Genomic DNA, 26344 nt, shown 5'->3' on the forward strand with positions numbered 1-26344 from the left:
GAATGAGGAGCGACGAGACTTTGCGAAAGAAAGCAACTGCTCGGCGCAAGCGTGGCCGAAGCAACTGGATGGCGGTCGAAACCGCCCTATCTAGCGCTCACGGATCGTCTTGCCGCCGGCCCTTTCAGCCAACGCGAAGACTCCGCCAAGTCACTGCCGCCAGAGGCGGCCTTCCGGAGTGTGTCATGAGAAAACGGATTGTTCTAGCCATTGCCGCTGCATCGGGTTTCATCGGCCTGTCGCCGGCCGCCGCGCAAACGCCGAAGATCGAAGATGTCTGCGTTCAGGTTGCAAAGCACCTGCTTCTCGCCGACACGCTTCAGACCGGCGTCGTGCAGTCCTTTCCGGAACTGAAGCCGCCGGGCGCGCGCCTGACCTATTCGACGCGCGAGGGCGTGGAAAAGAAGGACATGGTGGATTCCATCGAATGCGAATTCCAGAACACGTCGGCGCCCTTCAATCTGCAGCGCTTCTGCGTGTCCAGCACCTGTTATGGCCCGAATGAGCGCAACGATGCCAACAAGCGCCGCTTCGAAGAGGTTCGTGCGCTCCTGCAGCGCGACGGGATGTAATTTCAAAACGGCGTGATGCCGAAGCAAAAGAGCCATCGCGACAGCGCCGCGATGGCTCTTTTTTTATGATGATGCGCGGTACGATCCGACCAGAGGTCAGGCCGTGCCGATGCCGAAGGCATTGAGCGTGTTGCGGCAGGCGCGCTGGAAACACTGGGCAGGGCCTTCGAGACCCGACGCCTGACGACTGACGCGAGCACCTTCCAACAGCAGCAACAAGGTGTCGGCCAGCGTCTCGGGCTCTTTCGTGCCCGTGCGCCGGCAAAGACCGGTGAGCTTGCCGCGTTGCAGGATCTTGAAGTTCTCGATGACGGCGTGGGCCGGATGGTTGGCTTCCTTCAGCTCAACCGCGGCGTTGGCGATATCGCAGCCGAAAGACTCGCGTTGAAGACAGTCGGACAGCGCCGTCACCCAGGCACCAAGTTGCGCCCTGGCGTCATCGGGAAACCGCGTCTCGATGTCTGCCCACATCGCGTCGCTCTTCTCGGAGGTGACGCGAAGGGTCTCGCAAACGAGATCGTCCTTGGAGCCGAAATGCCGGTAGAGTGTCATCTTGTTGGTCGAAGCCGCTTCGGCAATCGCATCGACACCGATGCCGCGAATGCCGTGCTGGCGAAACAATTCGCAGGCCGTGGTCACGATCCGGTCCCGCGGGGCGACCTTTGCCGACGAAGGGCTGGGCACCGACGTCGATTCCGCTTCCGGCTTCACAGTAGAGCCACGTTTGGCGTTTTTATTCACGACAGCGATTGACATAGGTGTGACCGTTCGGTAACAAATGGCTTGTTACTTACCGGTAACACACCAAAGCATTTCGGTCAAGGACAGGCCCAACCCTGCCTGCCCTCGACTGTGGACGACACGAAGGAGAAGGCCATGAACATGGCGAATGACGATCTGACCCTGAACGAGGTGCTGACCGATCCGATGATCCGCGCCGTGATGCGGGCGGATGGCGTGACCTCCTCGCAATTCAGGACCTTGCTCTATTCGGCAGCGAACGCGCTGGAAAACGCCAAGCCGGAACCCGGCGGCGCCCGCACCCATGCGGCCAAGCTTCTGGCCGCCCCGAAGCGGCGCCTGCTTGCGATGGTGCACCCGCTCGCGGTGCGCACGGGCTCCGCCTGCGCTGCCTGCTACTGATCGCATCCCGATCCCCGGGTTCGCTCCGCGTGAGCCGGCCCGAGCGACGCCCTGTTCCCGGGCACACCAAAACCCGACCGGAAGGCCTCCTCCGGTCGGGTTTTTTCGTCTTGCGGTCCGCGTCAAACGCGTCAGACGCGAACGGCGAGCTCCTCGAAATCCTGCGTGCCGAAGAATTTCAGGTACCGCTCGACCTCGGCCGGATCGCCGGTGGCCTTGCGGGGATTGTCGGACAGCTTGACGGCCGGACGGCCATTGGCGTCGATGACCTTGCAGACGATGGAGATGGGGTTCAACCCACCGACCTCCGTCGGGGCGCAATCGGCGAAATCATTGGTGAGGTTGGTGCCCCAGCCGAAGCTCATGCGCACCCGCCCCTCGAAATGCCGGTAGGTCTTGATGATCATGTCGACATCGAGCCCGTCGGAGAAGATCAGCAGCTTTTCCCTCGGGTCGCGGCCATGGGCGCGCCACCAGTCGAGAATGCGCTCGCCGCCCTCGATCGGCGGAGCGCTGTCGGGACGGAAACCCGTCCAGTCGGCGACCCAGTCGGGCGCGTTCTTGAGGAAGGCCGCCGTTCCGAACGCATCCGGCAGGACGATCAGCAGATTGCCGCCGTAAAGACGATTCCAGTCCTGCAAAACCTTGTAGGGCGCATCCGCCAGTTCGGCATCGGTATTGGCGAGCGCCGCCGCCACCATCGGCAGTTCGTGCGCATTGGTGCCGAGCGCTTCGAGATCGGTATCCATGGCGAGAAGCACGTTGCTGGTGCCGGAAAAGGACTCGCCGATCCCTTCCTTCAGCGCCTCGACGCACCACCGCTGCCACAGGAAGGAATGGCGACGCCGCGTGCCGAAGTCCGAAATGCGCAGGTCGGGAACCGCCCTCAGCTGCTCCACCTTCGACCACATCTTCGCCTTGGCGCGGGCATAGAGGACATCGAGGGCGAAGGGCCCCATATCCTTCATCGCCGTGCGCGACCGCAGCTCGTTGACGATGGCGAGAGCGGGGATTTCCCACATGCTCGTATGCGTCCACTTGCCGGGGAAGGTCAGCTCGTACTGGCCGTGGCGGCGCGAGAGCTCGTAATCCGGCAGCTGGAAATCGGCGAGCCAGGCCAGAAAATCCGGCGAGAAGATCTGCTTGCGGCCATAGAAGGTGTTACCGGCAAGCCAGATCATCTCCTTCTTGGTGAAGCGCACCGTGCGGACGTAATCCAGCTGCTCGCGCAGTTCCTGCTCGTCGATCTCCTCCGTCAGGAGCACCGTCTTGGTCCGGTTGATCAGCGAGAACGTCGCGTCGACATCCGGGTAAAGACGCCAGATCATCTGCAACATCAAAAGCTTGTAAAAATCCGTGTCCAGAAGGCTGCGCACCACCGGGTCGAGCTTCCAGGCATTGTCGTAGACGCGCCGCGCAATATCCGTCTTCGTCATGCCGTATCCTCGCATCCGCGTCCACGGCCGGGCCGCTGCGGACATTCCTCCCGTGCCGCGCCCTCGATGGCGCAGCGTGCTGCCTCTTCATGCCATGCCGTGCAGTTGCCTGCAACATCGGGAGAGCACCAAAGCCGCCCGAAATATAACATTCTATCATCACATAATCTCATAAGAAATGTTGTATTTTTTTGAGATCACGTTTATAAAGCCATCGAGGATGGAGACCGTGGTGGCTTTAAAACCGGACGATCGGCGGCAGGAGATCATGGATATCCTGATGGAAGCAGGCTCTGCCTCCGTCGAGGATCTGGCCCTGCGCTTCTCCGTCAGCAAAATGACCGTCCATCGCGATCTCGATGACCTCGAGCAGGCCGGGCTTCTTCGAAAAGTTCACGGCGGCGCGTCGATCCAGTCCAGCGCGCAATTCGAAAGCGACTTCCGCTACCGCGAGAAGATGGCGGCCGAGGAAAAGCGGCAGCTCGCGTCCCATGCGGCGACGCTGGTGGAACCGGGGCAGATCATCATCATCGATGACGGATCGACGGCGGGCGGCCTTGCCGATCATCTCGCGACCATCCGGCCGCTGACGGTGATCACCAACAACCTCTCCGTCATCGTCAAGCTGACCGCCGTCCCCGGCATCGAGGTCATCTCGCTCGGGGGCCAGTACAGCCGGAAGTTCAACGGTTTCTTCGGCATCGTGACGGAGGAGACACTGTCGTCGCTGCGGGCCGATATCGCCTTTCTCTCTTCCTCCGCCATTCAGGGGGCGGCCGCGTATCATCAGGACCAGGAAGTGGTGAAGACCAAGCGGCAGATGATGCGATCGGCAGGCCGTAGCTACCTCATGGTGGATCACGCAAAATTCGGCAAGCCGGCCTTGCATTTCCTGACAGGACTGGACGGCTTCAGCGCCGTCATTACCAGCGACCGCATCGACGGCGGCCACGAGGCCGCACTGGGCGACGCCGGGATTTCCATCATCAAGGTCTGACGACCGCAGTTACAACGAGGAGCATGCAGTGACGACGAACGGCATCTGGGTGGGAACGAGCTGGAAGATGAACAAGACGCTGAGCGAGGCCATGGCCTTCGCCGAGGATCTCGCGGCCAGCGACGGCGCGCGCGGCCCCCGCATCCAGCGCTTCGTCATTCCGCCGTTTACCGCCGTGCGGGAGGTCAAGCAGCGACTGTCCGGCACCAGCGTGAAGGTGGGGGCGCAGAACATGCACTGGGACGATGACGGCGCCTGGACGGGCGAGATCTCGGCACCGATGCTCACCGATTGCGGGCTCGACCTCGTGGAGCTCGGCCATAGCGAGCGACGCGAGCATTTTGGCGAGACCGACCGGACCGTCGGCCTGAAGACGGCCGCCGCCGTTCGTCATGGCCTGACGCCGCTGATCTGCATCGGGGAAACGCTGTCCGAACGCGAGGCCGGCGAGGCGGATGCCGTGTTGAAGCGGCAGGTCGAAGGCGCGCTTTCCGGCCTGAGCGGTGTGGATCGGGAGAAGCCGGTGCTTCTCGCCTACGAGCCCGTCTGGGCCATCGGCGTCAACGGCATTCCCGCATCCGCCGACTATGCCGACGACCGCCATGCCCGCATTGCCGAGGTGGCGAAGGCCTGTCTCGGCGTTTCCGTGCCCGTTCTCTACGGCGGCAGCGTCAATCCCGGCAATTGCGCGGAGCTGATCGCCAAGCCGCATATCGACGGCCTGTTCATCGGCCGTTCCGCCTGGAATGTCGCCGGCTATCTCGACATCCTCGCCCGCGTTTCAGCCGCTCTCTGATACGGTTTCCGGCGGATCGCGTTCCGCGAACCGGAAACAAGAGCCATCGAAAATCCCTGGCCGGAAAGCCAGATTTTCAATGGAAGGAATACGGGATCCGGTCTGATCAACCGGATCCCGTATGACGCCCCAAATCAACAAAAGCCTGAAAGGAAACAGCCATGAAAATCGCCATCGGAGCCGACAGCGCCGGCAAGCCGCTTCTCGACGTCATCGCCAAGCATCTGGCGACCCGCAACGATCTCGAGGTCACGGATCTCAGCCAGCAGGGCTTTTATGCCGACCTGTCGCAGAAGCTTGCCCAGACCATCGTCGACGGCGAGAACGAGCGCGGCATCCTCTTCTGCGGCACCGGCATCGGCGTCAGCATCTCAGCCAACAAGGTGCCCGGCATCCGGGCGGCGCTGACGCACGACACCTATTCGGCAGAACGCGCCGCCAAGTCGAACAATGCGCAGATCATCACCATGGGCGCCCGCGTCATCGGTCCGGAACTTGCCAAGGCGATCGTCGATACCTGGCTCGCCTCGGAGTTCGATCCGAGCGGCTCCTCGGCCGACAACGTCAAGGCGATCGATCGCCTCGACACCGCCAAGTAAGTTCGCTTCCCTCACGTCGCGCAGATCCTCCCGCGCGACCGCGCAGACAAACGCCCGGCAGAGATGCCGGGCGTTTGTCGTTGTTGAACGATCAGGCGCGGACGCGCAGGAGGCGCAGGGCGTTGATGGTGACGAGCACCGTTGCGCCGGTATCCGCCAAAATCGCCGGCCAGAGGCCGGTGATGCCCACCACGGTCGTCACGAGGAAGATAGCCTTCAGACCGAGCGCGACGGCGATGTTCTGGCGGATGTTCGCCATGCAGCGCTTCGACAGATCGATCAGCGCTGCGACATCGGCGATGCGCCCGTGAAGAATAGCGGCATCCGCGGTTTCGAGCGCCACATCCGTGCCACCACCGATGGCGATGCCGATATCGGCCGCCGCGAGTGCAGGCGCATCGTTGATGCCGTCTCCGACCTTGGCCACCGTCGCGCCCTGCGCCTTCAGCTCACGCACGATGGTCTGCTTGTCCTGCGGCATGAGGTCGGCGCGCACGTCGATGCCGAGATCACGCCCGACGGCCTCTGCCACGCGGCGGTTGTCGCCGGTGAGCATGACCGTGCGGATGCCGTTCGCCTTGAGCGCGGCCAGCGCCTGCCGCGCGTCCTTGCGCGGCTCGTCGCGCATGGCGATGGCACCCGCCGCCTGTCCGTCGATGACGAGCACCGAGACCGTCTTGCCGTCGTCGTTCAGCGCCTGAATGGCGCTCGACTGATCTGCGGTCAGCGGCGCGATGTCACCTGCGGCCCTGGGCGAGCCGAGGAAGAGGCTCTGCGAACCAACCTTGCCCGCGACGCCCTTGCCGCCCTGTGCCGATGCACCTTCGGCTGCGGGATAGGCGATGCCGTCAGCCTCCGCCCGGGCGAGAATGGCGAGCGCCAAGGGATGGCTCGATCCGGCATCGAGCGCGGCCGAGAGGCGCAGGATCTCGCGCTCCTCGCCCATGAAGGTGAGAATATCGGTGACCACGGGGCGTCCTTCGGTGAGCGTTCCCGTCTTGTCGAAGGCCACGGTATCGACCGTGCCGAGCTTTTCCAGAACAGCACCGCCCTTGACCAGCAGCCCCCGACGGGCGCCGGCCGACAGGGACGCCGCGATGGCGGCCGGCGTCGAAATGACCAGGGCGCAGGGGCAGCCGATGAGGAGAATGGCGAGACCCTTGTAGACCCATTCCGACCAGGAGCCGCCGGCCAGAAGCGGCGGCAGGATGGCGACCAGCGCCGCAACCACGACCACGGCCGGGGTGTAGTAGCGCGAGAAGCGATCGATGAAGCGCTCGGTCGGCGCCTTCGCCTCCTGCGCTTCCTCCACCAGGCGGACCACACGGGCAATCGTGTTGTCAGCCGCTGCCGCGGTCACCGTCACGCGCAGCACGCCCTCGCCATTGACGGTACCGGCAAAGACCGGCTCGCTCGCAACCTTGCGAACGGGCACGCTTTCGCCCGTCACCGGCGCTTCGTCGATCGCACTTTCGCCTGAAAGGATCTCGCCATCGGCAGGAATGCGGTCGCCGGGGCGGATGCGAATGATGTTGCCGGGCACCAGCGCGTCTGCCTGCACCTCGCGCGTGACGTCGCCGTCTTCGAGGAAGGCCGTCTTCGGCACGAGGTCCGACAAGGCCTGGATGCTGCGCCGCGCGCGGCTGGCGGCCACGCCTTCGAGCAGTTCGCCGACAAGAAACAGGAAGACGACCGCTGCGGCCTCTTCTCCGGCATCGATGATGACGGCGCCGATGGCGGCAATGGTCATCAGCATCTCGATGGAGAACGGCGTTCCCGCCAGCGCCGCCATGATCGCGCGCCGGCCGATGGGCACGAGGCCGACCAGCAGCGCAAGGAGAAAGGCTTCGGACGCAAACTCGGGAAACAGATGCCCGACGGCGTAGGCAAGCACGAGCGCACCGCCGCAGAGAAGCGTCAACCGGCCCTTGGCCGATGCCCACCAGGGTCCGGACGTGGGCCCATGATCATGGCCGTGCAGACCTGCCGGAAGGGAGGCGGCGGCGCTTTCGGACGTTGGACGCTGTGCATCGTGGGAATGGGCATGGTTACCGTGATCATGATCGTGCTTCTCACGGTCATGGTCATGGTCATGGTCATGGTCATGGTCATGGTCATGGTCATGGTCATGGTCGCCATGATCGTGATGGGCGTGTCCGCTGCAACACGCAGAAGCCTGCGCAGGTGCCGCATTCGCCGGCGCCCGGTTCGCGGGCACGGTCTTGTAGCCGAGACCGGAAACCTTGCGCGCCAGTGCGTCCAGGTCGGTCGTCTCGTCGTGATGAACGGTCATGGCTTGCGTCGTGACGGAGACCGCGACATCCGAGACCCCGGCCACGCGCCGGACAGCGGTGTCGATCTTGGACGCGCATGAAGCGCAGTCCATGCCCGAAACGTCAAATCGCGTCTTTCGCATCTCACCCATCATCAACTCCCTCTCGTGTAGGCGTGGTTGTAAGGGCTCTAGCGACTAGAGCTACAAGCTAAAAATGACGGGATGAGCGATTTTTACATCCGGGCCGGGCGCGCGGCCGTAAAATCGGCTGATGACAGGACACGAGACGATGACTGACAACGAGACGCAACACGGCGATGATGGCCGTTTGCCGCATGTTTCCTACCGGCCCCTGATCCTCACAGCCGAGATGGAGGCAACGGCTCAGGAGCACTTCGATTTTCTGCGCGCCCGACATTTCCCCCCGGAGCGAAACTGGCTATCGGCGCATATCACGTTGTTCCATGCTCTGCCGGGTGCGGAAAGAGCGGCCATCGAGCAGCATCTTGACGAGGCCACGGCCGGGTTGCGGCCCATCGCGGCAACGGTCGAGACCGTTCGCTTGCTTGGAAACGGCGTCGCCTTTGCGCTGTCGAGCCCTGCCCTTGAGGGTTTGCGAGCCGCACTCGTGCAGCGATGGAGCCCGTGGCTGACGCGACAGGACCAGCAGGGTTTTCGACCGCATGTGACGGTGCAGAACAAGGTCTCCCCGGACACCGCACGTGCGCTTCAGGCATCGCTGTCCGAAGACTTCGCTCCGTGGGATTTCGCGGTCACCGGACTTCGTCTCTGGCACTATGCCGGGGGCCCCTGGGAGCCGGCGGCCCGTTTTCCACCGAAATGAAGCGTCAGGTGCGGGCGCGGTGGCCTTCTTCCGGATCCGCATCGGCGCCTGCTTCGAGACGCTCGCTGTAGCGGCGCATCATTTCAAGCTGCACTTCCGTCTGGAAATCCATAACCTGATGATGAATGTCATTTTCGTCACAGCCCAACGTGACGAGATCGTCGGCAAGGTTGCGGCAGGCCGTGCGCCAGTAGGTCACGGCCGCTTCGCCATGAACGGCTTCGAGCTCGACCGCGCACCGGCGGATCAGGTTTGTCCGTCCGGACAGCGGAAATGCGATGATCCCGCTCTGCGCGCCCCGGGCGTCGTGTCCTGTCGTCATGTTCACACCGATTCTCCTTCTGTCACCCTGATGTAAGGAGATTTTGGTTAACGCTTCGTATCCAACACCTTGACGGCGTTCCCTTATGTAACGAGCGGCATGGCTGCAGCACCAAGCACCGCAACCGCATCGGCCGGTGCAAGACGGACCTGCAGGCCGCGCTGCCCGCCATTGATATAGACCAGCGGCTCGGCGAGTGCCGTTTCCTCAAGGAAGGTCGGCACCAATTTTTTCTGCCCGAACGGGCTGATACCGCCGACATGATAGCCGGTGAGCCGCTCGGCAGCGGCCGGCTTCATCATGGCCGCGGACTTGCCCGATGCGGCGGCAGCCAGCGTCTTCATGTTCACCTCGCGGTCGGATGGCACGACCACGCAGACCGGCTTGCCATCGACCTCTGCCATCAGCGTCTTCAGCACGCGATGTGGCGCCTCGCCCATGGCTTCGGCCGCCGCCATGCCGATCCGATCGACGGAAGAGTCGTAGTCATAGCTATGGGTGGTGAAGGCGATCCCGGCTTTTGCCAGCGCCTGCGTTGCACGTGTCGTTTTCGACATGGCCTGTTTCCCTTTGGGGGCTCAGTTTCCGAAAAGTCTCTCGTAGGCCTCCGGCCGGAAGCCGGCGGTCAGTGCGCCTTCACGATCGAGGATCGGGCGCTTGATCATGGACGGGTTGGCCAGCATCAAGGCGATCGCCTTTTCCACGTCGAGATCCTGCTTGTCCGCGTCCGGAAGCTTGCGGAACGTTGTCCCTGCTTTGTTCAGGACGCTCTCCCAGCCCAGCGCGGCGCACCAAGCCGAGAGGGATTCACGGTCGATATCATCGACCTTGTAGTCGTGAAACCGATAGGCGATGCCGCGGCCATCGAGCCAGGTCCGGGCTTTCTTCATCGTGTCGCAGTTGCGGATGCCGTAAAGGGTCGCCACCATGATCAGTCCTCCAACGCGCCGGATTTGCGGCCGGCTTCGGTGTTTCCGGCACAACCGATCTTCATCAGGTCGTCGCGGCGGCGGGCGAAGCGGGCGGACGACCGCGTGACGACCAGGCCGGCCTGCGGCGCGCGCACCTCCACATCGTGCTCCGGAAAGCCGGGTCGCGGGACGAGGACGGCCAGCAGGTCGCCGGCCTCGACGCGTTCGCCGATGTCGCGATGAAAGAGAACGGTGCCGGGAACAGGCGCTTTGATCATTTCAATCGTGTCGAGAGCGAAGGCCGGGCCGGAATAGGGCTCAAGCGCGGGTGCGTCGCCCTCCACGATGCCGCGGGCCTGAAGAAACGCCCAGAGCCCGTCGGCATCGCGACGCGCCACGTTCGGGCCGACGTCGCGACGCCCGCGCAACTCCACCGTCACCGAGAGACGACCCGGCAGCGAGACGTCCTTGCCGCCCCTCTCCTGTTTCCAGGCATAGGAAACGGCCTCCTCGAAGGCCGAGCTTTCTCCGTCGGACAGGAAGACCGCGTCCATCTGCAGGGCCGATGCAAGATCGGAAGCCTCGGGCCAGAAGGCGCTATCGATATAGGCATAGGGCAGCGATTCGTCGTCGCAGTGGAGATCGAGCACCAGATCCGCGCCGAGCGCGCGGTTGAGCAGCTCCCGCTTCAGCCGTTCCGGCGCAGTGAGCCGATCGAGACCCAGCAACAACTCGTGCCGTGCGGACGAGGCGATCAGGGGAAAATCGCGATTGTAATTGCCGCGCGACCCCAGGTCGAAGCGGCCTTGCATCTCGCCGAAATGCGCCTGTGCCGCACCGATGGGATTTGCCTGCGGCACGATGGTGATGTCGCCCCGGATCGCACCCGCAGCTTCCGCCTCGCCTAGCCGTGCACACAGCAGGTGAAGCGCAGCGACACCCGGGAGTTCGTTGGCGTGCAGGGCGGCCTGAATATAGACCTTCTGTACCGCGTTGGCGTGCGGCCCGGAAAATTCGAGGACCGGAATGTGCCAGCTGATCTCCGGCGTATCTCCGGGAATGACGATCGCGCTCTGCTTCACCTTGGGCCTCCATCCTGTTCCGCCTCTATAGCCGAACCACCGCATCGTTCAAGAACGAAAAGTGAACGATTACGCCTTGGCAGAGCCTGGAATAGGGAGAAAGACGATAGAGAAGAAGCCGGCGCGTCACATCGCGTGGCGCACCGGCTCCTTGCCTGGTCTTATTCCCACTCGATCGTGCCTGGCGGCTTCGACGTTATGTCGTAGACGACGCGGTTGATGCCGCGGACTTCGTTGATGATGCGGGTTGCGGTGCGGCCGAGGAAGGTCATGTCGTAGGGGTAGAAATCGGCCGTCATGCCGTCGACCGAGGTGACGGCGCGCAGGGCGCAGACGAAGTCGTAGGTGCGGTAGTCGCCCATGACGCCGACGGTCTGGACCGGGAGCAGCACGGCGAAGGCCTGCCAGATGACGTCGTAGAGGCCGGCCTTGCGGATCTCGTCGAGATAGACGGCATCGGCCTTGCGCAGGATGTCGAGCTTTTCGCGCGTCACGCCGCCGGGGCAACGAATGGCAAGGCCCGGGCCCGGGAAGGGATGGCGGCCGACGAAGCGTTCGGGCAAACCGAGCTCGCGTCCGAGCACGCGGACTTCGTCCTTGAAGAGCTCGCGCAGCGGCTCGACCAGCTTCATGTTCATGCGGGCCGGCAGGCCGCCGACATTGTGGTGGCTCTTGATCGTGACGGACGGGCCGCCCGAGAAGGACACGCTTTCGATCACGTCGGGATAGAGCGTGCCCTGCGCGAGGAAGGCCGGGGCGCCCTTGCCGTCGGCCGCGATCTTCGCGGCTTCCGCCTCGAACACCTCGATGAAGAGGCGGCCGATGATCTTGCGCTTGACCTCGGGATCGACCTCGCCGGCAAGCTCGGTCAGGAACAGGTCCGACGCATCCACATGGACGAGCGGGATATTGTAGTGGTCGCGGAACATCGTGATCACTTCGTCCGCCTCGTTAAGACGCATCATGCCGTGATCGACGAAGACGCAGGTCAGCTGGTCGCCGATCGCCTCGTGGATCAGCACGGCGGCAACCGAGCTGTCGACACCGCCGGAAAGGCCGCAGATGACGCGGCCGTCGCCCACGTCGTCGCGGATCTTGCGGATCATTTCGGCGCGGTAGGCGGCCATGGTCCAGTCGGACTTCAGCCCGACGATCTTGTGCACGAAGTTGGAGAGGAGCTTGCCGCCATCCGGCGTGTGCACCACTTCCGGGTGGAACATGGTGGTGTAGTAGCGGCGCTTCTCATCGGCCGCGATCGCGAACGGCGCGTTTTCGGACGTGGCGATGACCTCGAAGCCCTGCGGCAGCTGCGTCACGCGGTCGCCATGGCTCATCCAGACGGGATAGCGGCCGCCAACCTCCCACAGGCCGTCGAACAGCGGGCTTGCCGCCTTGATCTCGACATCGGCGCGGCCGAATTCGGCGGCGTGGCCACCTTCGACGGTGCCGCCGAGCTGCGTGCACATCGTCTGCTGGCCATAACAGATGCCGAGCAGCGGAATGCCGCTGTCGAACACGGCCTGCGGCGCCCGTGGGCTGCCGTCCGCCGTGACGGAGGCCGGGCCGCCGGAGAAGATGACGCCTTTCGGACCCATCCGGGCGAAGGCCTCGTCGGCATTGTTGAACGGGTGGATCTCGCAGTAGACGCCGGCTTCACGAACCCGGCGCGCGATGAGCTGGGTCACCTGGCTGCCGAAATCGATAATGAGGATGCTGTCGGGATGGGCTATCTCGGTCATGCCTGGCCTTTTCACGCGCGGGATCATTCCGAGCCTTTAAATAAACAGGCCGGCAAGTGCAACGTCTAACCCGCGTCTGCCTGCCTCAAAGGCCGAGCGCACCTTCCGCCAACGCCGTTTCGAGCCTGTCCAGGACGGCCGCGAGCTTCTCGTCGATAACGTCGAGATAGGCCGTCCAGTCGGAGACATGGCGCAGGTCGGCCTTGCCATCGGAAATGCCGCGCAGCGCCAGCAGCGGCACGCCGAAGGCTTGGCAGGCGCGCAGCACGGCGAAGGTTTCCATATCCACCATGTCGGCGGCGATATCGGCATAGGCCGCGCCCGAGACGATATTGCCGCCGGTGGAGAGGCTCGCTTCCGCGAGGCCGGGAACGCGCAGGGCTAGCGGAACGGTGACGGGAAGGTCGAGGAAAGGTGTCGCGCCTTTTTCAAAACCGAGCGGCGATGCATCCATGTCGCGATAGGCAACCGATGTCGCCTGGTACACCTCCGCCTGCTCGAGCCGGGCGGAGCCGGCCGAGCCGAGGGAGACGACAAGTGCCGGAAGACGATTTGCGGCGGATAGTCGCTGCAGGGCGCGCGTGACAGAAACCGCAGCCTCCACCGGGCCGACGCCCGTCATCAACGGCGTCATCCGTGTCTTCAGGTGGGGGCCATATTCCGCCTCTGCCGCCATGACGTAGAGGACGGCTCGATCGCCCGCCTGTTTCAGCAGAAGTTCGGGCATGTCATCGTTCCATTCGTTCACTCTGCAAATCCTTCGCGGTCGCGCACGACCATCTTTGTGGCCGTCATCGAGGCGATCAGCTTGGGCGGCGCGTCCTGCGACATCGCATAGGCGCGGCCGTCGGAGACGATGATCGTCGTGCCCGGCTTGGTGATCTCGCCGCGAAACAGAAAACGCTCGCCGCGGCCGGGCGACAGCAGGTTGACCTTGAACTCGATGGTGAGCAGACCGGCGTCCGGTTCCAGCACCGAATAGCCCGCATAGGTGCTTGCGGTTTCCAGTGCAGAGGAAATGATGCCCGCGTGGAGAATGCCGTGTTGCTGCGTCATCATCTCGTCGAAGGGCAGCTCGATCTCCACCATGCCCTGCTCGACGCGCGTCAGTTCGGCACCGATCGTCCGCATGAAGGCCTGCCGGTCGAAACTCCGGCGGACACGGAGGCGAAAGTCGTGGTCGATCGTCTCATCCATGTCCAACACCCCAATGCCACCGGATCGGCGGCTCCGGACAACGTCTGCGGCCGGCTTCTCGCTCGGAACGGCGGGAGACTGGCACGCACGTCCCCTCGCCTGCAAGGGCTTGCCCTTTAGCACGTTCAGTTGAGGAGCAGAATAGAGCCGTTCAGCAGCGTCGCGAACGAGACCCAGGCGGCATAGGGCACGAAGAGCCATGCCGAGAGGCGATCCTGCCGCCAGGATGTGACGATGAAAGCGTAGACCGAAATCAGCAATGCGAGGATGACGATCAGCGCCAGAGCGATCTCGTGAAGGCCGAAGAACAGCGGTGACCAGGCAAAATTGAACAGCATCTGCGCGCCCCAGAACCGCATGGCGCGTGTGTGGCGATGCTGCAGGAAGGTGCGGGCACCGACAAAACCGATGATCACGTAGAGCGTCGTCCAGACGGGCGCAAAGATCCAGTTCGGCGGGTTGAACGGCGGCTTCTGAAGCGACTGGTACCATTCGCCGGGAATATTGTTGATCCCGATCAGCAGGCCGCAGGCGACCACGGCGACGATGAAGAGAGCGTAGATCAGCGGAGGGCGCATGGGGGTCCAATCAGGGCGAATTCGGTCGAGGCAGGGAGCGAAACTTAGGGCGGCGCCGCGCCTTTGACAGGCAGCGGCAGAACGGACGGCTTTTGTGCAGAGCGAGCGTGTAGGGCGTGCTGCCCGCTCACGTCGGGCGGGTGCGGATGATATGCTGGTCCCAGGCGATCGGACTGGTTCGTTCCGCAAAGCGCCCGTCATAAGATGACACTGCAAATCCCGGGCGTTTTGCGGGCGCGATGCCGGCGGCGTCGGCGAGCCTTTCCAGCTTGACGAATGTGCCGGTCCGCGCGTCGACGGTGACCACGGCGCCGCCTTTCGGCGAGGCGAGGCCGACCAGCCCCTCCGCCCGGTGGACGGCGATGGCGCCGACATAATTGGCGAGCGCTGCCGCCGCTTCTTCCGGCAGATCGAGAAATTTTATGTCCTCGCCCGGTGCGAAGGCACCGGCAACCGGCGGACGGGCATTGCGGGGACCCTCGTACTGGCAGGCGAACCAGATGCGGCCGCCGGCATCGATATCCACGTGACGCGTCGAGAGTTGCCGCAGATGCGGCGGCATGACGTGACGCTCGACCAGCCGGCCGGTCGCCGTTTCGATGAGGACGAGCGAGGGCTCCATGTGATCGAGATTGAGCTTGGTGCGTCCGAAATCCGGATGCGTCTCGATGCCGCCATTGGCGACCACCAGAAGACGCCCATCCGGCGACAGCGTCATATCGTGCGGGCCGATGCCGTAGGTCGGGAACTCGCCCATGCGACGATAGCCGTCCGTGCCGTCATAGAAGCCGATCATGCCGCGATTGCCGGCAAAGTCGTTCTCCGTGGCGTAGAGCAGCCGACCGTCTGCCGAGAAGCAGCCGTGACCGAAAAAATGTCGCCCCTCGCTGGCGGTGATGACGACAGGCTCATCGCGCACGGCGGTATCGAGGATCATCGCGAAGGTGCCGGGGCGCCGGGCGAAGGCGACGGTGTGGCCGGAGACGGCGGAATGCGCCAGTCCATGGGCCCGATCCGGCAGGACATGCCGGTCGATGACCTCGCCTTCCTCGGAAACGGTGGCAATGCCGTAAGCGCCGTCGCCCGCCCGGAAGGCGGAGGCGAAGACGGCGTCCGTGCGGGAAAGGACCGCGGCGGCCGCAGGCGAAAGCGACACGGCCCAGGCGGCGCCGGCCATCGAGAGGAAAGCGCGTCGGTCGACAAGGACCGGACGCGGGGTGATCGCGGATTGCGTCATGGCCGCCCCGTCAGTCGCCGTCGGCAAAGGAGAAGCCGGCACCGAGCCCGATCGCGGCACCGAAATCCATGTTCAATCGCTGCAACAGATCGTTGGCATTGCGCAAAACGAGAAGGAGTTTCCGGCGTTCCCCCGTATCCATCAAAGCCTTGTCGATCGGTTGATCGACGGCATCGGCCGAGGCGATGAGCTCGTTGAAAACGATATCGATCGAGGCGGCGATCGACTGCTCGTCGGCAGGGAGGAGCGCGCGCATACCGGAGGCATCGAAGAGGGCTTTGAGACCCCGCGCATTTCCGGCAACCGAATCCATCGTTTCGCCCGAGCGCCAGTAGACGGCAAGCTTCGGATGGCCGGGCGACGGCGCAGGCGTGATCGCGCCCGCAAAGACGGGGCGCAGCCGCTGGTCGCGCAGGCTTTCCACCCCGTGAACGAGGATGCCGAGAAGCTCGGTTGCCGCCTCGCCCGACGTCCGGTAAAGCGGGTTGTCAGGCCCCGGCGCCTTCCAGGCGGCCTGGACACCGCGTGGATTTTCCCAGGCGGCGCTCAGTTCTGCGGCCACGCTCGTGAGATTGTCGGCAATGGCGCGGGCATAGCGGCACCGGAACCCGTCCGGTGCGTCGAGCAGTTCGTCGGCATCGGTGCCGAACAGGACATATTCCAGTGCGCCCAGCCCTTGGACCGCAACGCTCTTGCCACGCAGCGCGCTTGCGATCGTCGCGGTCTCGTCGCTTTCGACCAGGATGCGCTGGACCTGCTTCAGACCCGTGCTCTTGCGATCGGGAAAGAACAGAACGCGCTCGAACCGGTTGCCATCGAGAACGGGCCCGACGCGGACGATCTCGATGCGGGACCAGGCAGCGGTGACGTCGGAGAAGGCGCGCTTGGCGCGGGCGAGCGATGTCTCGGACGGACGGTGGCAGAGCGGGCGCAGATGGTCGGCAAGGGCACCGGTGCGCTCGACCAGTTCGCGGTAGCCGGGCCGGATGAAGCCATCGACGGCGCGCGCCATCACCTTCGGCACGGCTTCCGACACCAGGCCGCTCGACGGTGCCGATCCGACATCCTCGTCCGCCTCCTGCGCGAAGGCTGGGGTGGCCGAGGCGAGCGCCACGGTGAGCAGAAAGGCTGTCCATAGACGCATCAGAGCGACTCCAGAAAAGCGAGCAACGCCCGGCGATCCGCGGCGTCGAGGGATACGAAACGATCGCGCGCGGCCTGCGCTTCGCCGCCATGCCAGAGAACGGCCTCGGTCAGCGTCCGCGCCCGTCCGTCATGCAGGAAGCCCGCCCTCGCATCGACGGTGTGCGCAAGACCGATACCCCAAAGCGGCGGCGTCCGCCATTCCCCCGGCAGCGGCGTCGCGCCATCCTCGGGTTCAGCCCTGCTGCCGGGGTCGGACAGGCCCTCGCCCATGTCGTGCAGGAGCAGGTCGGAATAGGGCCAGATGAGCTGGAAAGCCGTCGATGGCGCTGCCGGATCGCGGCGGGTGACGAATTTCGCAACGTGGCAGGAGGCGCAGCCCACCTCGGAGAAGATCCGCTTGCCCGTGAGCACCGCTGGCGCCGCGACGTTGCGTCGCGCCGGGACGGCCAGATGGCGGGCGTAGAAGGCGACGAGATCAAGCACGGGATCGGGCGCCTCGCTCGTTCCCAGCCGGGCCTGCACGCCGTCCTGCAGGGCAAGGCATTGCGGCTGTCGGGCGGTGCAGTCGCCATGGCTTCTCATGTCGTCGGGCGTGGAGATCCCGATATCCGTCGCAAAGGCATCCGCCGCCTGGGCCCGCACGGTCGGAGCCTGCGCCTTCCAGCCGAACCGGCCGAGAACCGGAGCATCGTCCGCACCCTGCGCAAGCCAGGACGGCCGGCCGCTGATGCCATCGCCGTCGCGATCCCTTGGGTCCGCATGGGCAAGGATATCGCCCGCATCGATCGCCTCCAGCAGGCCGAGACCGGTCATCGGCGGCGCGAGACGCGGTGACAGGCGAGTGGCACTGTCCAGCGGACCATAGGCGAGGTCTTCGATCCCACAGACGGGGCGGCGCAGGCCGACACGCTCGCCACCGGCAAGCGTTACCGAGAGTTCGTCGTAGCGCAGCGCGAGACGCCCCTCGGCCGGCAGGCCGGGCACGCCGCTGTCCTGCAACTGACGACCGTAGACGGGATCGCCGTGCCGACCGGATCGGGACGGGTCGGGGAACGCGAACGTCATGACCAGGGAGGGGCTTCCGGCGCCACCGGCCGGCGGCCGTCCCCGCCCATCGCGGACATGGCAGGTTTCGCAGGAACGGGCGTTGTAAAGCGGCCCGAGGCCATCCGAGGCCTGCGTCGAGGAGGGCGAGGACACCCAGAGTTTTTCGAAAAGCGCGCTGCCGAGGCGAAACCGTTCTTCCGCCTCCGCATCCAGATTGGCTGCGGGATGGGTGAGCCCAGCCCGGTCCGGCCTTGCGGTCGAGGTTCCCGCGCCACCGGCCATGGCCTCGAAAGGCTCGGGTCGGGAGAGGTCTTGCGTTGGCCTCGTCACATCGGCAACGCGGCGCCTGTCCTTTTCCGACAGGTCGCTCCGCCCGTCGACATCTCCCGACAGCGGAAGTGCCGGCTCCGACGCGAAAACCGGCGTCTTCAGGCGGGCGGACTGCCCGCCTGCCCCCGCGCCGGCCCATATCCCCTCCCCTGCCACGACGAAAGCCGCCGCGAGGCTCGCGGCGGCAACAGGCGTGATGAAACGGTGAAGGGTCCGGGCGGTCATCGCGGATCAGGCGTCGGCGCGTCCGGGCGCGCTTCTCACTGGAAGACGGCGTTCGGGTTGTCGAGGCTGTCGGAGCCTTCGAGCTCGATCTTGCCGAGATCGAGTGCCGTCAGCACGCGCTCGACGGTCTTCGACTGGGCGATCAGCCCGTCGATCGCCTTCTGGACGACGGCGTTGCCCTCGGTATTGCCTTCCGCGATCATCTGGTCGTAGGCCTCGACCGTCTGGCCGCGCTTGGCCATGGCCTGCATCGCAGCCACGGTCGCCGCAAGCTTTTCCTTCATCTCCGCATCCACGGCCGGATCCTTGGCCGCGACGAGTTCCGACAAGGAGGGGCCGGTCAGCTTCGTGCCGTCGGTGCGGGTGTAGGTGCCGAGATAGGCCTGTTCGATGCCGATCGCGTCATGCAGATGCGAGTTGTAGGTGTTATCCGAGAAGCAATCATGCTCCTCTTCCGGATCGTGCAGCAGGAGGCCGAGCTTCATGCGCTCGCCGGCAAGCTCGCCATAGGAGAGCGAGCCCATGCCGGTCAGAATGGCGGTGAGCCCGGCCTTCGGATCAGCCTCGACATTTTTCGTGGCGGCACCATCCGGCGTCCAGTTGGCGACCATTTCCTTCAGGTCGGAAACGAGCAGATCGGTCGCAGCCTTGAGATAGGCGGCGCGGCGATCGCAATTGCCGTTGGTGCAGGCCTTGGTGTCGTAATCGGTGTAGGGACGGTTTCCGGCGCCCGGGCCGGTGCCGTTCAGGTCCTGCCCCCAGAGCAGGAATTCGATGGCATGATAGCCGGTCGCCACGTTCGCCTCGATGCCGTCGGCTTCCTGCAGGGTGCCCGACAGGAATTCCGGCGTGATCTTGGAGGCGTCGATTTCCTTGCCGTCGATCGAGATCATCTTGCTGGCGATGACGTTCGCGGTAAAGAGCGCATTCTCGTCGCTCTCGTTGCCATAGCTCGGATCGACGTAGTCGATCAGGCCCTCATCGAGCGGCCAGGCGTTGACCTTGCCTTCCCATTCATCGACGATCGGATTGCCGAAACGATAGACCTCGGTTTCCTGGTAGGGGTTGCGTGCGGCCAGCCAGGCCTCGCGGGCGGCCTTCAGCGTCGCCTCGCTCGGCGTCGCGATCAGCGCATCGACGGCCTTGTCGAGCGCCTGCGCGGTCGTCAGGGCATCCTCGAACTTGGCATGGGCGACGTCGGAGTAATGCTTGAGCACGGCTGCGGCATCGGTGGCGGCCTGGGCCGGCTGAAGCGCCAGCACGGAGGTGGCAGTGGCCAGCGCCAAGGCGGCGGCGCGAAGGAATGATACGGTCATGACCTCTCCTCGGCGGAGCCCGCCCGCAGAGCCGGACAGGAATACCGCGCGTGTGAAACGGATCCGGGACCGGACGTGCCTTCCGGCATGCCCCTGCCCCGTGCGATCCTCATGAACGAAAATTAAACTGGTGTCAAAGTGTATAGTTTAGAATGCTTTGAACCTGTCACCCCTGCCGCTGCAGCATGGCGAAGAAGAAGCCATCGGTCGCGGTGGATGCCGGGGACAGCGTCAGCGTGCGCCCGTCGCGCGTGACGGGGCGGCGAGCCGAGGTGCCGAACAGCGCGTTCCAGCTGTCGATCGCCGGCAGGGCGCTGAAGCCCGGGTTTTCCGCCAGGAAGCGATCGACCTGCTGGTCGTTCTCTTCGGCGAGCACGGAACAGGTGACATAAACGAGGCGACCGCCGGGCCGGACGTAGCGCGCAGCCTCCGCCAGCGCCTCGCGTTGCTGACCCTGGCGCTCCTCGATGTTGCGGTCGTTCAGGCGCCACTTGGTATCGGGCCGACGGCGCCATGTGCCCGTGCCGGTGCAGGGCGCGTCCACCAGAACGGCATCGCAGCGCTCCGTCAGACCGGCGAGCGCCTGCGGCCGGTCGTGAACCTGAACGTTGCGGGTGCCCGCCCGCTTCAGCCGCTCGATGATCGGCGCCAGGCGCTTGCGGTCGGTGTCGAAGGCATGAACCTGACCCTTGTTGTCCATGGTCGCCGAAAGAGCCAGGGTCTTGCCGCCGCCGCCGGCGCAATAATCGAGGATCTGCTCGCCACCGGTCGCGCCGACGAGATCGGCAACAATCTGCGAGCCTTCGTCCTGGACTTCGAACCAGCCCTTCTGGAAGGAAAGCTCGGCGGTGACGTTGGGGAGACGGGACGGACCTTCGCCGGGCGCGACACGAAGGCCCTGACGCGCGGTTTCGGTCGGCCGCACGCCAGCCTCATCGAGCGCTTTCAGCACTTTCGCGCGATCGGCCTTCAGCGTGTTGACGCGCAGGTCGAGTGCGGGGCGCTCGGCCAGTGCCGCGGCTTCTTCCAGCCATCGATCGCCGAAAACCAGCTGGAAGGAGGGTACGACCCATTCCGGAATGTCGCCCTGAACAAAAACGGGAGCATCCTCGAGGTTGCGGCTGCGGAACGCGGCCAGGGCCGCCTCCGGCAGCGGGGGCGGCGCAAAGCGGTCGCCCTCCAGGCTTGCCGCCAGCGTTTCCGGCGTTTCGCCCCACTGGCGCAGCATGACGGCATGCCCAAGCGCAGTCGCGCTATCGTCGTCCATCAGATAGGCGTGAGACAGTTTGCGGCGGAGCGCATCATAGACGATGTTGCCGATGGCGGCGCGGTCGCCGGAGCCGGCAAACCGATGGGCAAGGCCCCAGTCCTTCAGCGCATCCGCAACCGGGCGTTTTCGCGTCTCGATGTCGGAGAGGACATCGATCGCACCGGCAAGTCGTCCACCCAGTCGCATCGCTCACACTCCATCATTCGGCAGCACAGACCCATCGTCTATCGTGGCGCGTGTACCGGCGATGAAAGCGAAGAGCAAGCGGGAAGGCCCTTTGCGACCTTGCTCCTCCCTCCACAGGCCCATGCCGCGGAGGTCGTTTTTCGTCAGATCCGGATTTCGTCCGGAACCTTTTTCGACTGTCGGGCTTTAACCGACGACGCGATAACAGATGCTGGCGTGACCGGCGCTGACCATGCCGACCTGCGACGCTGCCGCTTTCGAGAGATCAAGCACACGTCCCCGGATGAAAGGGCCTCGGTCGTTGATGCGGACGACGACGCTCTTGCCGTTGCGCTTGTTCGTGACTTCCACCCGCGTGCCGAACTTCAAGCTGCGGTGTGCGGCGGTGAGGTATTTCGCATTCATCCGCTCGCCGGAAGCGGTGCGGGATGAGAGTGCGTACCAGGAAGCGCCGCCGCATCCGGCACCTGCGGCTTGTGATGGTGTGATGGATGTAAAAGTTGCCCCCAAAGCAACGCATGCCGACAGTGCGACACTCGCAAGTTTTCGTCTCGTCAACCAGGTACCCCTTCGTCGTATCGTCTTGCTCTTCAGCGAACGAGACGGCTTGTCCGGGGCAAAAATGGCGAAAAAGAGCTTCAACCGTTAAGCAACGGTTAGGTTTTACTCACCCTGACGCTTGTTGAAATTTCTTAAAATTTTGAATTACCGGTCTGGACCGGAAAAAATTGCGTGGAATCAAAACGATTCAGAAATACGGTATTTTCTGGAATGGTTTTTCCACAGGCTAGATAAAATGAGATTAAAATTTTGAAACCGTCAGAAATCCATCATCTGTAAGTCACTGCGGCGATACGATTTCTCGATTAGGTTGTGTCGCCGGCAAAGGATATCGAGCCGTCAGGCTCAGACTTTCCAGCAATCCTCGTTCCACATCTGATGCAGCGACTGGCGGTAGTCGGGATGCAGGAAGGTATATCCGGCAGCCCGCAGCTTTGCGTTCGAGACGCGCTTGTTTTCACCATAGAAGGTTCGCGCCATCGGCGAGAGTTCCGCCGTCTCGAAGGCGATTTCCGGGGGTGGCGTCACGCCCATCAGACGCGCGGCCTCCAGCACGACATCTTGCGGCGGAGCCGGCTCGTCGTCCGTGACGTTGAAGACCCCGCCCATGCCTTTCTCGCTGAGGAACGCCACGGCGCCGGCGATATCCTCGACGCGGATGCGGTTGAACACCTGCCCCGGCTTCACCAGACGCCGTGCCGTGCCGTTGGCAAGATTGACGAAGCCGTTTCGGCCGGGTCCGTAAATGCCGGACAGGCGCAGAACGGCCACGGGAATGCCGGTTGATCGGCCGGTCTCGAGCCACGCTTCTTCCGCCTCCACGCGTTCTCGTGAGCGGGTCGATACCGGGTCGAGCGGCGCGTCTTCGGTCACCCAGGCGCCCTTATGATCGCCGTAGACGCCGACCGTGGAGAGATAGGCCACCCAGCGCAGGTTCGGCATGAGGCTCGATACATCCGGCATGCCGGGCCGCATCAGCGGATCGCCGGCCTTGCCGGGTGCGATCGACTGGACGAGGTGCGTGGTGCGCGCCATCACGGCGCGAAGCGCGGGAGAGATGGTCTCGCCATAGTAGATCAGCGCTTCAAGGCCGATATCGGCGAGCCCCTGCTGGCGCTCGGGCGAGCGGGTGGTGCCTGCGACCGAGCGTGCCTCCGTCAGAAGACGGCGCGCGATGGCGGCGCCGGAGAAACCCGCACCCAGAATGAGAACGTCCATCATGCGGCTCCTGCGCGTATCCATTCGTCCAAGACCTCGCTGTCATCGTCCAGAGGTCGCTCACGGGCAAGCGTCTGAAATGCGTCCGGCGACAACAGCCGCGACAATGCCCAGACGGCCATTCCCCGCACCGCAGGCGAAGCATCCGTCAGGCGCGCGCGACACGGGGCCGCCAGCGCGGGATCGCCGGAATTGCCGGCCGCAATCAGGCAGTTGCGCACGAAGCGATCCCGTCCGATGCGCTTGACCGGGGAGCCGGAGAACAGCGTGCGAAAGCCGGCATCATCGAGCGCGATGAGAAGAGCCAGCGAGGGGGCCGCAAGATCGGCGCGCGCCCTCAGCTTCATCTCGCGCGCCACGGCCGCGAATTTGTTCCAGGGGCAGGCCGAAAGACAGTCGTCGCAGCCATAGATGCGGTTGCCGATGGCCGGGCGCAGGGCGGGATCGATCGGCCCCTTGTGCTCGATCGTGAGGTAGGAAATGCAGCGGCGCGCGTCGATCTTGTAGGGCGCCGGGAAGGCATTCGTCGGACAGGCGTCGATGCAGGCGCGACAGGAGCCGCAATGATCCGGCTCGGGCGTATCGATCTCGAGATCTTCCGTCGTAAACAGGCTGCCGAGAAACAGCCAGGAGCCGTAGGTCCGGCTGACGAGGTTGGTGTGCTTGCCCTGCCAGCCAAGACCCGCCTGCTCGGCGAGCGGCTTTTCCATCACCGGCGCCGTGTCCACGAACACCTTGACGTCGGCGCCGGCGCGCGCGACAAACCGCGTCGCGACCTCCTTCAGCCGCCCCTTGATGACGTCGTGATAATCCCGGTTCTGCGCATAGACCGAGATCGCGCCACGATCCCTCAAGTCCAGCACGGTGCGGGGGTCATGGTCCGGGCCGTAATTCATGCCGAACATCACGACGGAGCGCACCTCGCTCCACAGCGCCCGGGGATCGGCACGGCGCTCGGCGGTCTCGGCCATCCAGTCCATGGTGCCGTGGTAGCCCTTGTCCAGGAAATCCGCCAGGTGGGCCGGCGCATCCGGTATGGTGTCCGGCATCGTGATGCGACAGACATCGAAGCCCTTGTCGCGCGCCTCGGCCTTCAGGAAGGACGTGAGGCCTGCGCGGCGACGGGCAAGAGCGCCGTCCGCGCGGCTTTGCGGATCAGAAGTCGAGGTCCGCATAATGCGATACCGGTGTCAGGCCGCGCACGCGCTCGGCCAGCAGCGGGCGGAAGGAGGGGCGCGATTTCAGCCGCTGATACCAGTCCTTTGCGGCAGGGGCCTCCGTCCAGTCGATCTCGCCCATGTAGTCGAGCACGGACAGGGCGGCGGCGGCGGCAAGGTCGGCATAGGACAGGCGGTCGCCCGCCAGATAGGTGCGCGAGCCCGCGAGCCACGACAGGTACTTCATATGCTGGCGGATGTTGGCGCGCGACAGACGCAGCATTTTCGAGTCCGGGGCGCCGCCGCCCTGGTCCGCCGTCATCTGCAGCTTGAAGATCCGCTCGCGCACCAGAGGGCGGGTCACGTCGGCTTCCATCTTGAGGAGGAACCACTCGGTCAGGCGGCGAATTTCCGCGCGCTGGAACGGGTCTTCCGCCAGAAGCCGGCGCTCGCGCTTCAGCACGCCATTGGTCTCGTCGAGATATTCGGAGATGACGGCGGCGCCGCAGAGCGCACGCATGCTGTCGTCGACATAGACCGGCAGCGTGCCGGCCGGATTGAGCGCCAGAAAATCGCGCCGCTTTTCCCAGGGCTGCTCTTCCGTCAGATCCGTCTGATAGCCGTATTCCGACAGAATGAGCCGGACGAAACGGGACGCTGTGGACATGGAGTGATGATAGAGTGTGGGCATCGCTTCGTCTGTCTCGGAACAGGTTTTCAAGGTCGGATCGCGGGGCGCGGTTTCGTCTGGCCATGGCAGAGGGAAGACAGCTATAAGACAGCGCTCGTCGCAGCTATAGAAGCAAGCCTTGCCGAACTCAAGCGAATCGGCCCTCCCCCGGTTCCTGAACCCTTAAACTCCTTTGCTTAAAGGAAACTTTACCTGATGCCCGAACATTCGATCTTCAGCGCGCTCCTTCTCGGCCTCATCGAGGGCCTGACCGAGTTCATTCCCGTCTCCTCCACCGCGCATATCCTTCTCGTCGGCCACTTCCTGGGCTTCGAGTCGAAGGGAAAGACCTTCGAGATCATCATCCAGCTCGGGGCGATCCTCGCCATCCTCACCGTCTATTTCCAGCGTCTCTGGTCGATCCTGGTCGCCCTGCCCAGCGATCCCCGGGCCCGGCGCTTCGTGCTCCTCATTCTGCTCGCGTTCCTGCCGGCCGCGATCATCGGGTTTCTCGCCCATGATTTCATCAAGAACGTTCTGTTCGAAACGCCGAAGCTGATCTGCATCATGCTGATCGTCGGCGGCATCATTCTCTACGCGATCGACCGGATGCCGATGAAGCCGCGCTATCACGACATGATGGACTTCACGCCGGCGCTGGCGCTGAAGATCGGCCTGTTCCAGTGCCTGGCGATGATTCCCGGAACGTCCCGGTCCGGTGCGACCATTGCCGGCTCGCTGCTGATGGGCACGGACAAGCGCTCGGCGGCGGAATTCTCGTTCTTCCTCGCCATCCCCACCATGCTCGGCGCCACGGTGCTCGATCTCTACAAGAACCGGGACGTGCTCGATTTCAACGACGCATCGTTGATCGCCGTCGGCTTCATTGCCGCCTTCGTCTCCGCACTCGTCGTCGTGCGCTCGCTGCTCGCCTTCGTGTCCAGCCGCGGCTTTGCCCCGTTCGCCATCTGGCGCATCATCGTCGGCACGGTCGGCCTCATCGGCCTCACCGTCTACGGCTGAACCGGACAAGAAAAAACCGCATGCAGCCGATCACGGTCTGCATGCGGTTTCCTGGCCCCCGCCATACCCTTGGAATTCTTATCGGCAGCCGATGAAACATCGTTGCCGCAACAGACGTCAGCGGCCGGATACAAGACCGATCGACGACGTCGTGCAAGGATCGACGCCATAAGCCGGCGCACAGTTATCGTGGCTGCCTGCCACGGTCTTCGGCGCGGCGAACGAGCCGGCAACGATGACCAATGCCGCGCACGCAAAGAAAATTGCGATCGACTTACCCATTTACTCTCTAGCCTTTCGAGATGTCGGAATGGCGTGCCCTGATCCTGACAAAGGCACGCGGCTGCTGTCTATGCTCCAGCACCGGCACAAGCAATAACGCAACATGTTGAATCGCCGGTAAAGGCCGACGGCAAATGTGCAGTGCGGCAGAACTGCAACGCCGGTCCTTCCGGACAGAGAAAAGC

At 64.2% G+C, this 26344-nt stretch carries 28 protein-coding genes; 7 read left to right on the forward strand and 21 right to left on the reverse strand.

Features of this window, described 5'->3' with window-relative positions:
- Window positions 1–185 precede the first annotated feature (185 nt).
- Window positions 186–572, forward strand: coding sequence for a hypothetical protein (locus tag ASG39_RS12480; protein WP_062595300.1), 387 nt, complete (start codon window positions 186–188; stop codon window positions 570–572).
- Window positions 573–668: 96 nt separating this feature from the next.
- Here the strand turns inward: ASG39_RS12480 and ASG39_RS12485 are convergent, their stop codons facing one another.
- The gene (locus ASG39_RS12485; RefSeq protein ID WP_062595301.1) at window positions 669–1283 is read right to left on the reverse strand and encodes a TetR/AcrR family transcriptional regulator; all 615 of its coding nucleotides are present in this window, start codon (window positions 1281–1283) and stop codon (window positions 669–671) included.
- A 165-nt stretch (window positions 1284–1448) separates the two neighbouring features.
- Here ASG39_RS12485 and ASG39_RS12490 point away from each other — a divergent pair, with 165 nt between their 5' ends.
- On the forward strand, window positions 1449–1715 hold the full coding sequence (locus ASG39_RS12490; protein ID WP_132535504.1) for a hypothetical protein: 267 nt from the start codon (window positions 1449–1451) through the stop codon (window positions 1713–1715).
- A 131-nt stretch (window positions 1716–1846) separates the two neighbouring features.
- Here the strand turns inward: ASG39_RS12490 and pncB are convergent, their stop codons facing one another.
- Window positions 1847–3151 (reverse strand): nicotinate phosphoribosyltransferase, encoded by a 1305-nt coding sequence (pncB, locus tag ASG39_RS12495; RefSeq protein WP_062595303.1) that lies wholly within the window; start codon window positions 3149–3151, stop codon window positions 1847–1849.
- Between the two features lie 232 nt (window positions 3152–3383).
- On the opposite strand from pncB, the gene ASG39_RS12500 reads away from it, so the two are divergent.
- The 3 genes from ASG39_RS12500 (at window position 3384) to ASG39_RS12510 (ending at window position 5543) form a co-directional block, all read left to right on the forward strand.
- Window positions 3384–4148 (forward strand): DeoR/GlpR family DNA-binding transcription regulator, encoded by a 765-nt coding sequence (locus tag ASG39_RS12500; protein ID WP_277995969.1) that lies wholly within the window; start codon window positions 3384–3386, stop codon window positions 4146–4148.
- Between the two features lie 28 nt (window positions 4149–4176).
- Window positions 4177–4944 carry a triose-phosphate isomerase gene (locus tag ASG39_RS12505; protein ID WP_062595305.1) on the forward strand — a complete coding sequence of 256 codons (768 nt, stop codon included), beginning with the start codon at window positions 4177–4179 and terminating at the stop codon, window positions 4942–4944.
- Between the two features lie 161 nt (window positions 4945–5105).
- A complete protein-coding gene (locus ASG39_RS12510) occupies window positions 5106–5543 on the forward strand; it encodes an RpiB/LacA/LacB family sugar-phosphate isomerase (RefSeq protein WP_062595306.1) in 438 nt (145 codons plus the stop codon).
- Window positions 5544–5634: 91 nt separating this feature from the next.
- On the opposite strand, the gene ASG39_RS12515 is transcribed toward ASG39_RS12510, so the two are convergent.
- Window positions 5635–7968 carry a heavy metal translocating P-type ATPase gene (locus tag ASG39_RS12515; RefSeq protein ID WP_062595583.1) on the reverse strand — a complete coding sequence of 778 codons (2334 nt, stop codon included), beginning with the start codon at window positions 7966–7968 and terminating at the stop codon, window positions 5635–5637.
- Between the two features lie 139 nt (window positions 7969–8107).
- Here ASG39_RS12515 and ASG39_RS12520 point away from each other — a divergent pair, with 139 nt between their 5' ends.
- Window positions 8108–8662 (forward strand): 2'-5' RNA ligase family protein, encoded by a 555-nt coding sequence (locus tag ASG39_RS12520; RefSeq protein ID WP_062595307.1) that lies wholly within the window; start codon window positions 8108–8110, stop codon window positions 8660–8662.
- A 4-nt stretch (window positions 8663–8666) separates the two neighbouring features.
- Here the strand turns inward: ASG39_RS12520 and ASG39_RS12525 are convergent, their stop codons facing one another.
- The 17 genes from ASG39_RS12525 to ASG39_RS12605 form a co-directional block, all read right to left on the reverse strand.
- Window positions 8667–8984 (reverse strand): DUF6074 family protein, encoded by a 318-nt coding sequence (locus ASG39_RS12525; RefSeq protein ID WP_200943890.1) that lies wholly within the window; start codon window positions 8982–8984, stop codon window positions 8667–8669.
- An 83-nt stretch (window positions 8985–9067) separates the two neighbouring features.
- Complete coding sequence (ybaK, locus tag ASG39_RS12530) at window positions 9068–9541, reverse strand: Cys-tRNA(Pro) deacylase (RefSeq protein WP_062595308.1); 474 nt, start codon at window positions 9539–9541, stop codon at window positions 9068–9070.
- Between the two features lie 21 nt (window positions 9542–9562).
- Window positions 9563–9913: an ArsC family reductase gene (locus tag ASG39_RS12535; RefSeq protein WP_062595309.1), complete on the reverse strand. Its 351-nt coding sequence runs from the start codon at window positions 9911–9913 to the stop codon at window positions 9563–9565.
- Window positions 9914–9915: 2 nt separating this feature from the next.
- Window positions 9916–10977: a succinylglutamate desuccinylase/aspartoacylase family protein gene (locus tag ASG39_RS12540; RefSeq protein ID WP_156468137.1), complete on the reverse strand. Its 1062-nt coding sequence runs from the start codon at window positions 10975–10977 to the stop codon at window positions 9916–9918.
- A gap of 161 nt (window positions 10978–11138) precedes the next feature.
- Entirely contained in the window at window positions 11139–12716 is a 1578-nt protein-coding gene (guaA, locus tag ASG39_RS12545) for a glutamine-hydrolyzing GMP synthase (protein ID WP_062595311.1), read from the reverse strand.
- 85 nt (window positions 12717–12801) lie between these two features.
- A complete protein-coding gene (locus tag ASG39_RS12550) occupies window positions 12802–13443 on the reverse strand; it encodes a 5'-methylthioadenosine/S-adenosylhomocysteine nucleosidase (protein WP_062595584.1) in 642 nt (213 codons plus the stop codon).
- 17 nt (window positions 13444–13460) lie between these two features.
- On the reverse strand, window positions 13461–13913 hold the full coding sequence (locus ASG39_RS12555) for a PaaI family thioesterase (RefSeq protein ID WP_062595312.1): 453 nt from the start codon (window positions 13911–13913) through the stop codon (window positions 13461–13463).
- Window positions 13914–14038: 125 nt separating this feature from the next.
- Window positions 14039–14491, reverse strand: a complete 453-nt coding sequence (locus ASG39_RS12560) for a TspO/MBR family protein (protein ID WP_062595313.1) — start codon at window positions 14489–14491, stop codon at window positions 14039–14041.
- A 127-nt stretch (window positions 14492–14618) separates the two neighbouring features.
- On the reverse strand, window positions 14619–15728 hold the full coding sequence (locus ASG39_RS12565) for a DUF1513 domain-containing protein (protein ID WP_062595314.1): 1110 nt from the start codon (window positions 15726–15728) through the stop codon (window positions 14619–14621).
- 10 nt (window positions 15729–15738) lie between these two features.
- Entirely contained in the window at window positions 15739–16872 is a 1134-nt protein-coding gene (locus tag ASG39_RS12570) for an imelysin family protein (RefSeq protein ID WP_062595315.1), read from the reverse strand.
- Window positions 16872–18476 carry a di-heme oxidoredictase family protein gene (locus tag ASG39_RS12575; protein ID WP_062595316.1) on the reverse strand — a complete coding sequence of 535 codons (1605 nt, stop codon included), beginning with the start codon at window positions 18474–18476 and terminating at the stop codon, window positions 16872–16874. The genes ASG39_RS12570 and ASG39_RS12575 overlap by 1 nt, the downstream gene beginning before the upstream one ends.
- A 35-nt stretch (window positions 18477–18511) precedes the next feature.
- Complete coding sequence (locus ASG39_RS12580) at window positions 18512–19792, reverse strand: imelysin family protein (RefSeq protein WP_062595317.1); 1281 nt, start codon at window positions 19790–19792, stop codon at window positions 18512–18514.
- Between the two features lie 166 nt (window positions 19793–19958).
- Window positions 19959–21248 (reverse strand): RsmB/NOP family class I SAM-dependent RNA methyltransferase, encoded by a 1290-nt coding sequence (locus ASG39_RS12585; protein ID WP_062595318.1) that lies wholly within the window; start codon window positions 21246–21248, stop codon window positions 19959–19961.
- A gap of 186 nt (window positions 21249–21434) precedes the next feature.
- Window positions 21435–21758 (reverse strand): septal ring lytic transglycosylase RlpA family protein, encoded by a 324-nt coding sequence (locus tag ASG39_RS12590; RefSeq protein WP_244481235.1) that lies wholly within the window; start codon window positions 21756–21758, stop codon window positions 21435–21437.
- Window positions 21759–22154: 396 nt separating this feature from the next.
- Complete coding sequence (locus ASG39_RS12595; RefSeq protein WP_062595320.1) at window positions 22155–23027, reverse strand: SDR family oxidoreductase; 873 nt, start codon at window positions 23025–23027, stop codon at window positions 22155–22157.
- The gene (gene queG / locus ASG39_RS12600) at window positions 23027–24202 is read right to left on the reverse strand and encodes a tRNA epoxyqueuosine(34) reductase QueG (RefSeq protein ID WP_062595321.1); all 1176 of its coding nucleotides are present in this window, start codon (window positions 24200–24202) and stop codon (window positions 23027–23029) included. Before queG ends, ASG39_RS12595 begins: the two co-directional genes overlap by 1 nt.
- A complete protein-coding gene (locus tag ASG39_RS12605; RefSeq protein WP_062595585.1) occupies window positions 24183–24875 on the reverse strand; it encodes a glutathione S-transferase family protein in 693 nt (230 codons plus the stop codon). Before ASG39_RS12605 ends, queG begins: the two co-directional genes overlap by 20 nt.
- Window positions 24876–25070: 195 nt before the next feature.
- On the opposite strand from ASG39_RS12605, the gene ASG39_RS12610 reads away from it, so the two are divergent.
- Window positions 25071–25877, forward strand: a complete 807-nt coding sequence (locus ASG39_RS12610; RefSeq protein WP_062595322.1) for an undecaprenyl-diphosphate phosphatase — start codon at window positions 25071–25073, stop codon at window positions 25875–25877.
- A gap of 117 nt (window positions 25878–25994) precedes the next feature.
- Here the strand turns inward: ASG39_RS12610 and ASG39_RS24240 are convergent, their stop codons facing one another.
- Window positions 25995–26159, reverse strand: a complete 165-nt coding sequence (locus ASG39_RS24240; protein WP_092931659.1) for a hypothetical protein — start codon at window positions 26157–26159, stop codon at window positions 25995–25997.
- Window positions 26160–26344: the final 185 nt, after the last annotated feature.

The sequence above is a fragment of the Rhizobium sp. Leaf371 genome (genome assembly GCF_001424045.1).
Lineage (GTDB): Bacteria > Pseudomonadota > Alphaproteobacteria > Rhizobiales > Rhizobiaceae > Ferranicluibacter.

Excerpts from the sequence above, each read along its gene's own strand:
- ASG39_RS12560 (WP_062595313.1), bottom strand. The coding sequence starts at position 14,491 with ATGCGCCCTCCGCTGATCTACGCTCTCTTCATCGTCGCCGTGGTCGCC.
- ASG39_RS12585 (WP_062595318.1), bottom strand. The coding sequence starts at position 21,248 with ATGCGACTGGGTGGACGACTTGCCGGTGCGATCGATGTCCTCTCCGAC.
- ASG39_RS12570 (WP_062595315.1), bottom strand. The coding sequence starts at position 16,872 with ATGCGTCTATGGACAGCCTTTCTGCTCACCGTGGCGCTCGCCTCGGCC.
- ASG39_RS12525 (WP_200943890.1), bottom strand. The coding sequence starts at position 8,984 with ATGACGACAGGACACGACGCCCGGGGCGCGCAGAGCGGGATCATCGCA.
- ASG39_RS12605 (WP_062595585.1), bottom strand. The coding sequence starts at position 24,875 with ATGCCCACACTCTATCATCACTCCATGTCCACAGCGTCCCGTTTCGTC.
- ASG39_RS12515 (WP_062595583.1), bottom strand. The coding sequence starts at position 7,968 with ATGGGTGAGATGCGAAAGACGCGATTTGACGTTTCGGGCATGGACTGC.
- ASG39_RS12535 (WP_062595309.1), bottom strand. The coding sequence starts at position 9,913 with ATGGTGGCGACCCTTTACGGCATCCGCAACTGCGACACGATGAAGAAA.
- pncB (WP_062595303.1), bottom strand. The coding sequence starts at position 3,151 with ATGACGAAGACGGATATTGCGCGGCGCGTCTACGACAATGCCTGGAAG.
- ASG39_RS24240 (WP_092931659.1), bottom strand. The coding sequence starts at position 26,159 with ATGGGTAAGTCGATCGCAATTTTCTTTGCGTGCGCGGCATTGGTCATC.
- ASG39_RS12555 (WP_062595312.1), bottom strand. The coding sequence starts at position 13,913 with ATGGATGAGACGATCGACCACGACTTTCGCCTCCGTGTCCGCCGGAGT.
- ASG39_RS12580 (WP_062595317.1), bottom strand. The coding sequence starts at position 19,792 with ATGACCGTATCATTCCTTCGCGCCGCCGCCTTGGCGCTGGCCACTGCC.
- ASG39_RS12595 (WP_062595320.1), bottom strand. The coding sequence starts at position 23,027 with ATGGACGTTCTCATTCTGGGTGCGGGTTTCTCCGGCGCCGCCATCGCG.
- ASG39_RS12480 (WP_062595300.1), top strand. The coding sequence starts at position 186 with ATGAGAAAACGGATTGTTCTAGCCATTGCCGCTGCATCGGGTTTCATC.
- ASG39_RS12565 (WP_062595314.1), bottom strand. The coding sequence starts at position 15,728 with ATGACGCAATCCGCGATCACCCCGCGTCCGGTCCTTGTCGACCGACGC.
- ASG39_RS12575 (WP_062595316.1), bottom strand. The coding sequence starts at position 18,476 with ATGACCGCCCGGACCCTTCACCGTTTCATCACGCCTGTTGCCGCCGCG.
- ASG39_RS12520 (WP_062595307.1), top strand. The coding sequence starts at position 8,108 with ATGACTGACAACGAGACGCAACACGGCGATGATGGCCGTTTGCCGCAT.
- ASG39_RS12610 (WP_062595322.1), top strand. The coding sequence starts at position 25,071 with ATGCCCGAACATTCGATCTTCAGCGCGCTCCTTCTCGGCCTCATCGAG.
- ASG39_RS12490 (WP_132535504.1), top strand. The coding sequence starts at position 1,449 with ATGAACATGGCGAATGACGATCTGACCCTGAACGAGGTGCTGACCGAT.
- ASG39_RS12550 (WP_062595584.1), bottom strand. The coding sequence starts at position 13,443 with ATGCCCGAACTTCTGCTGAAACAGGCGGGCGATCGAGCCGTCCTCTAC.
- queG (WP_062595321.1), bottom strand. The coding sequence starts at position 24,202 with ATGCGGACCTCGACTTCTGATCCGCAAAGCCGCGCGGACGGCGCTCTT.
- ybaK (WP_062595308.1), bottom strand. The coding sequence starts at position 9,541 with ATGTCGAAAACGACACGTGCAACGCAGGCGCTGGCAAAAGCCGGGATC.
- guaA (WP_062595311.1), bottom strand. The coding sequence starts at position 12,716 with ATGACCGAGATAGCCCATCCCGACAGCATCCTCATTATCGATTTCGGC.
- ASG39_RS12510 (WP_062595306.1), top strand. The coding sequence starts at position 5,106 with ATGAAAATCGCCATCGGAGCCGACAGCGCCGGCAAGCCGCTTCTCGAC.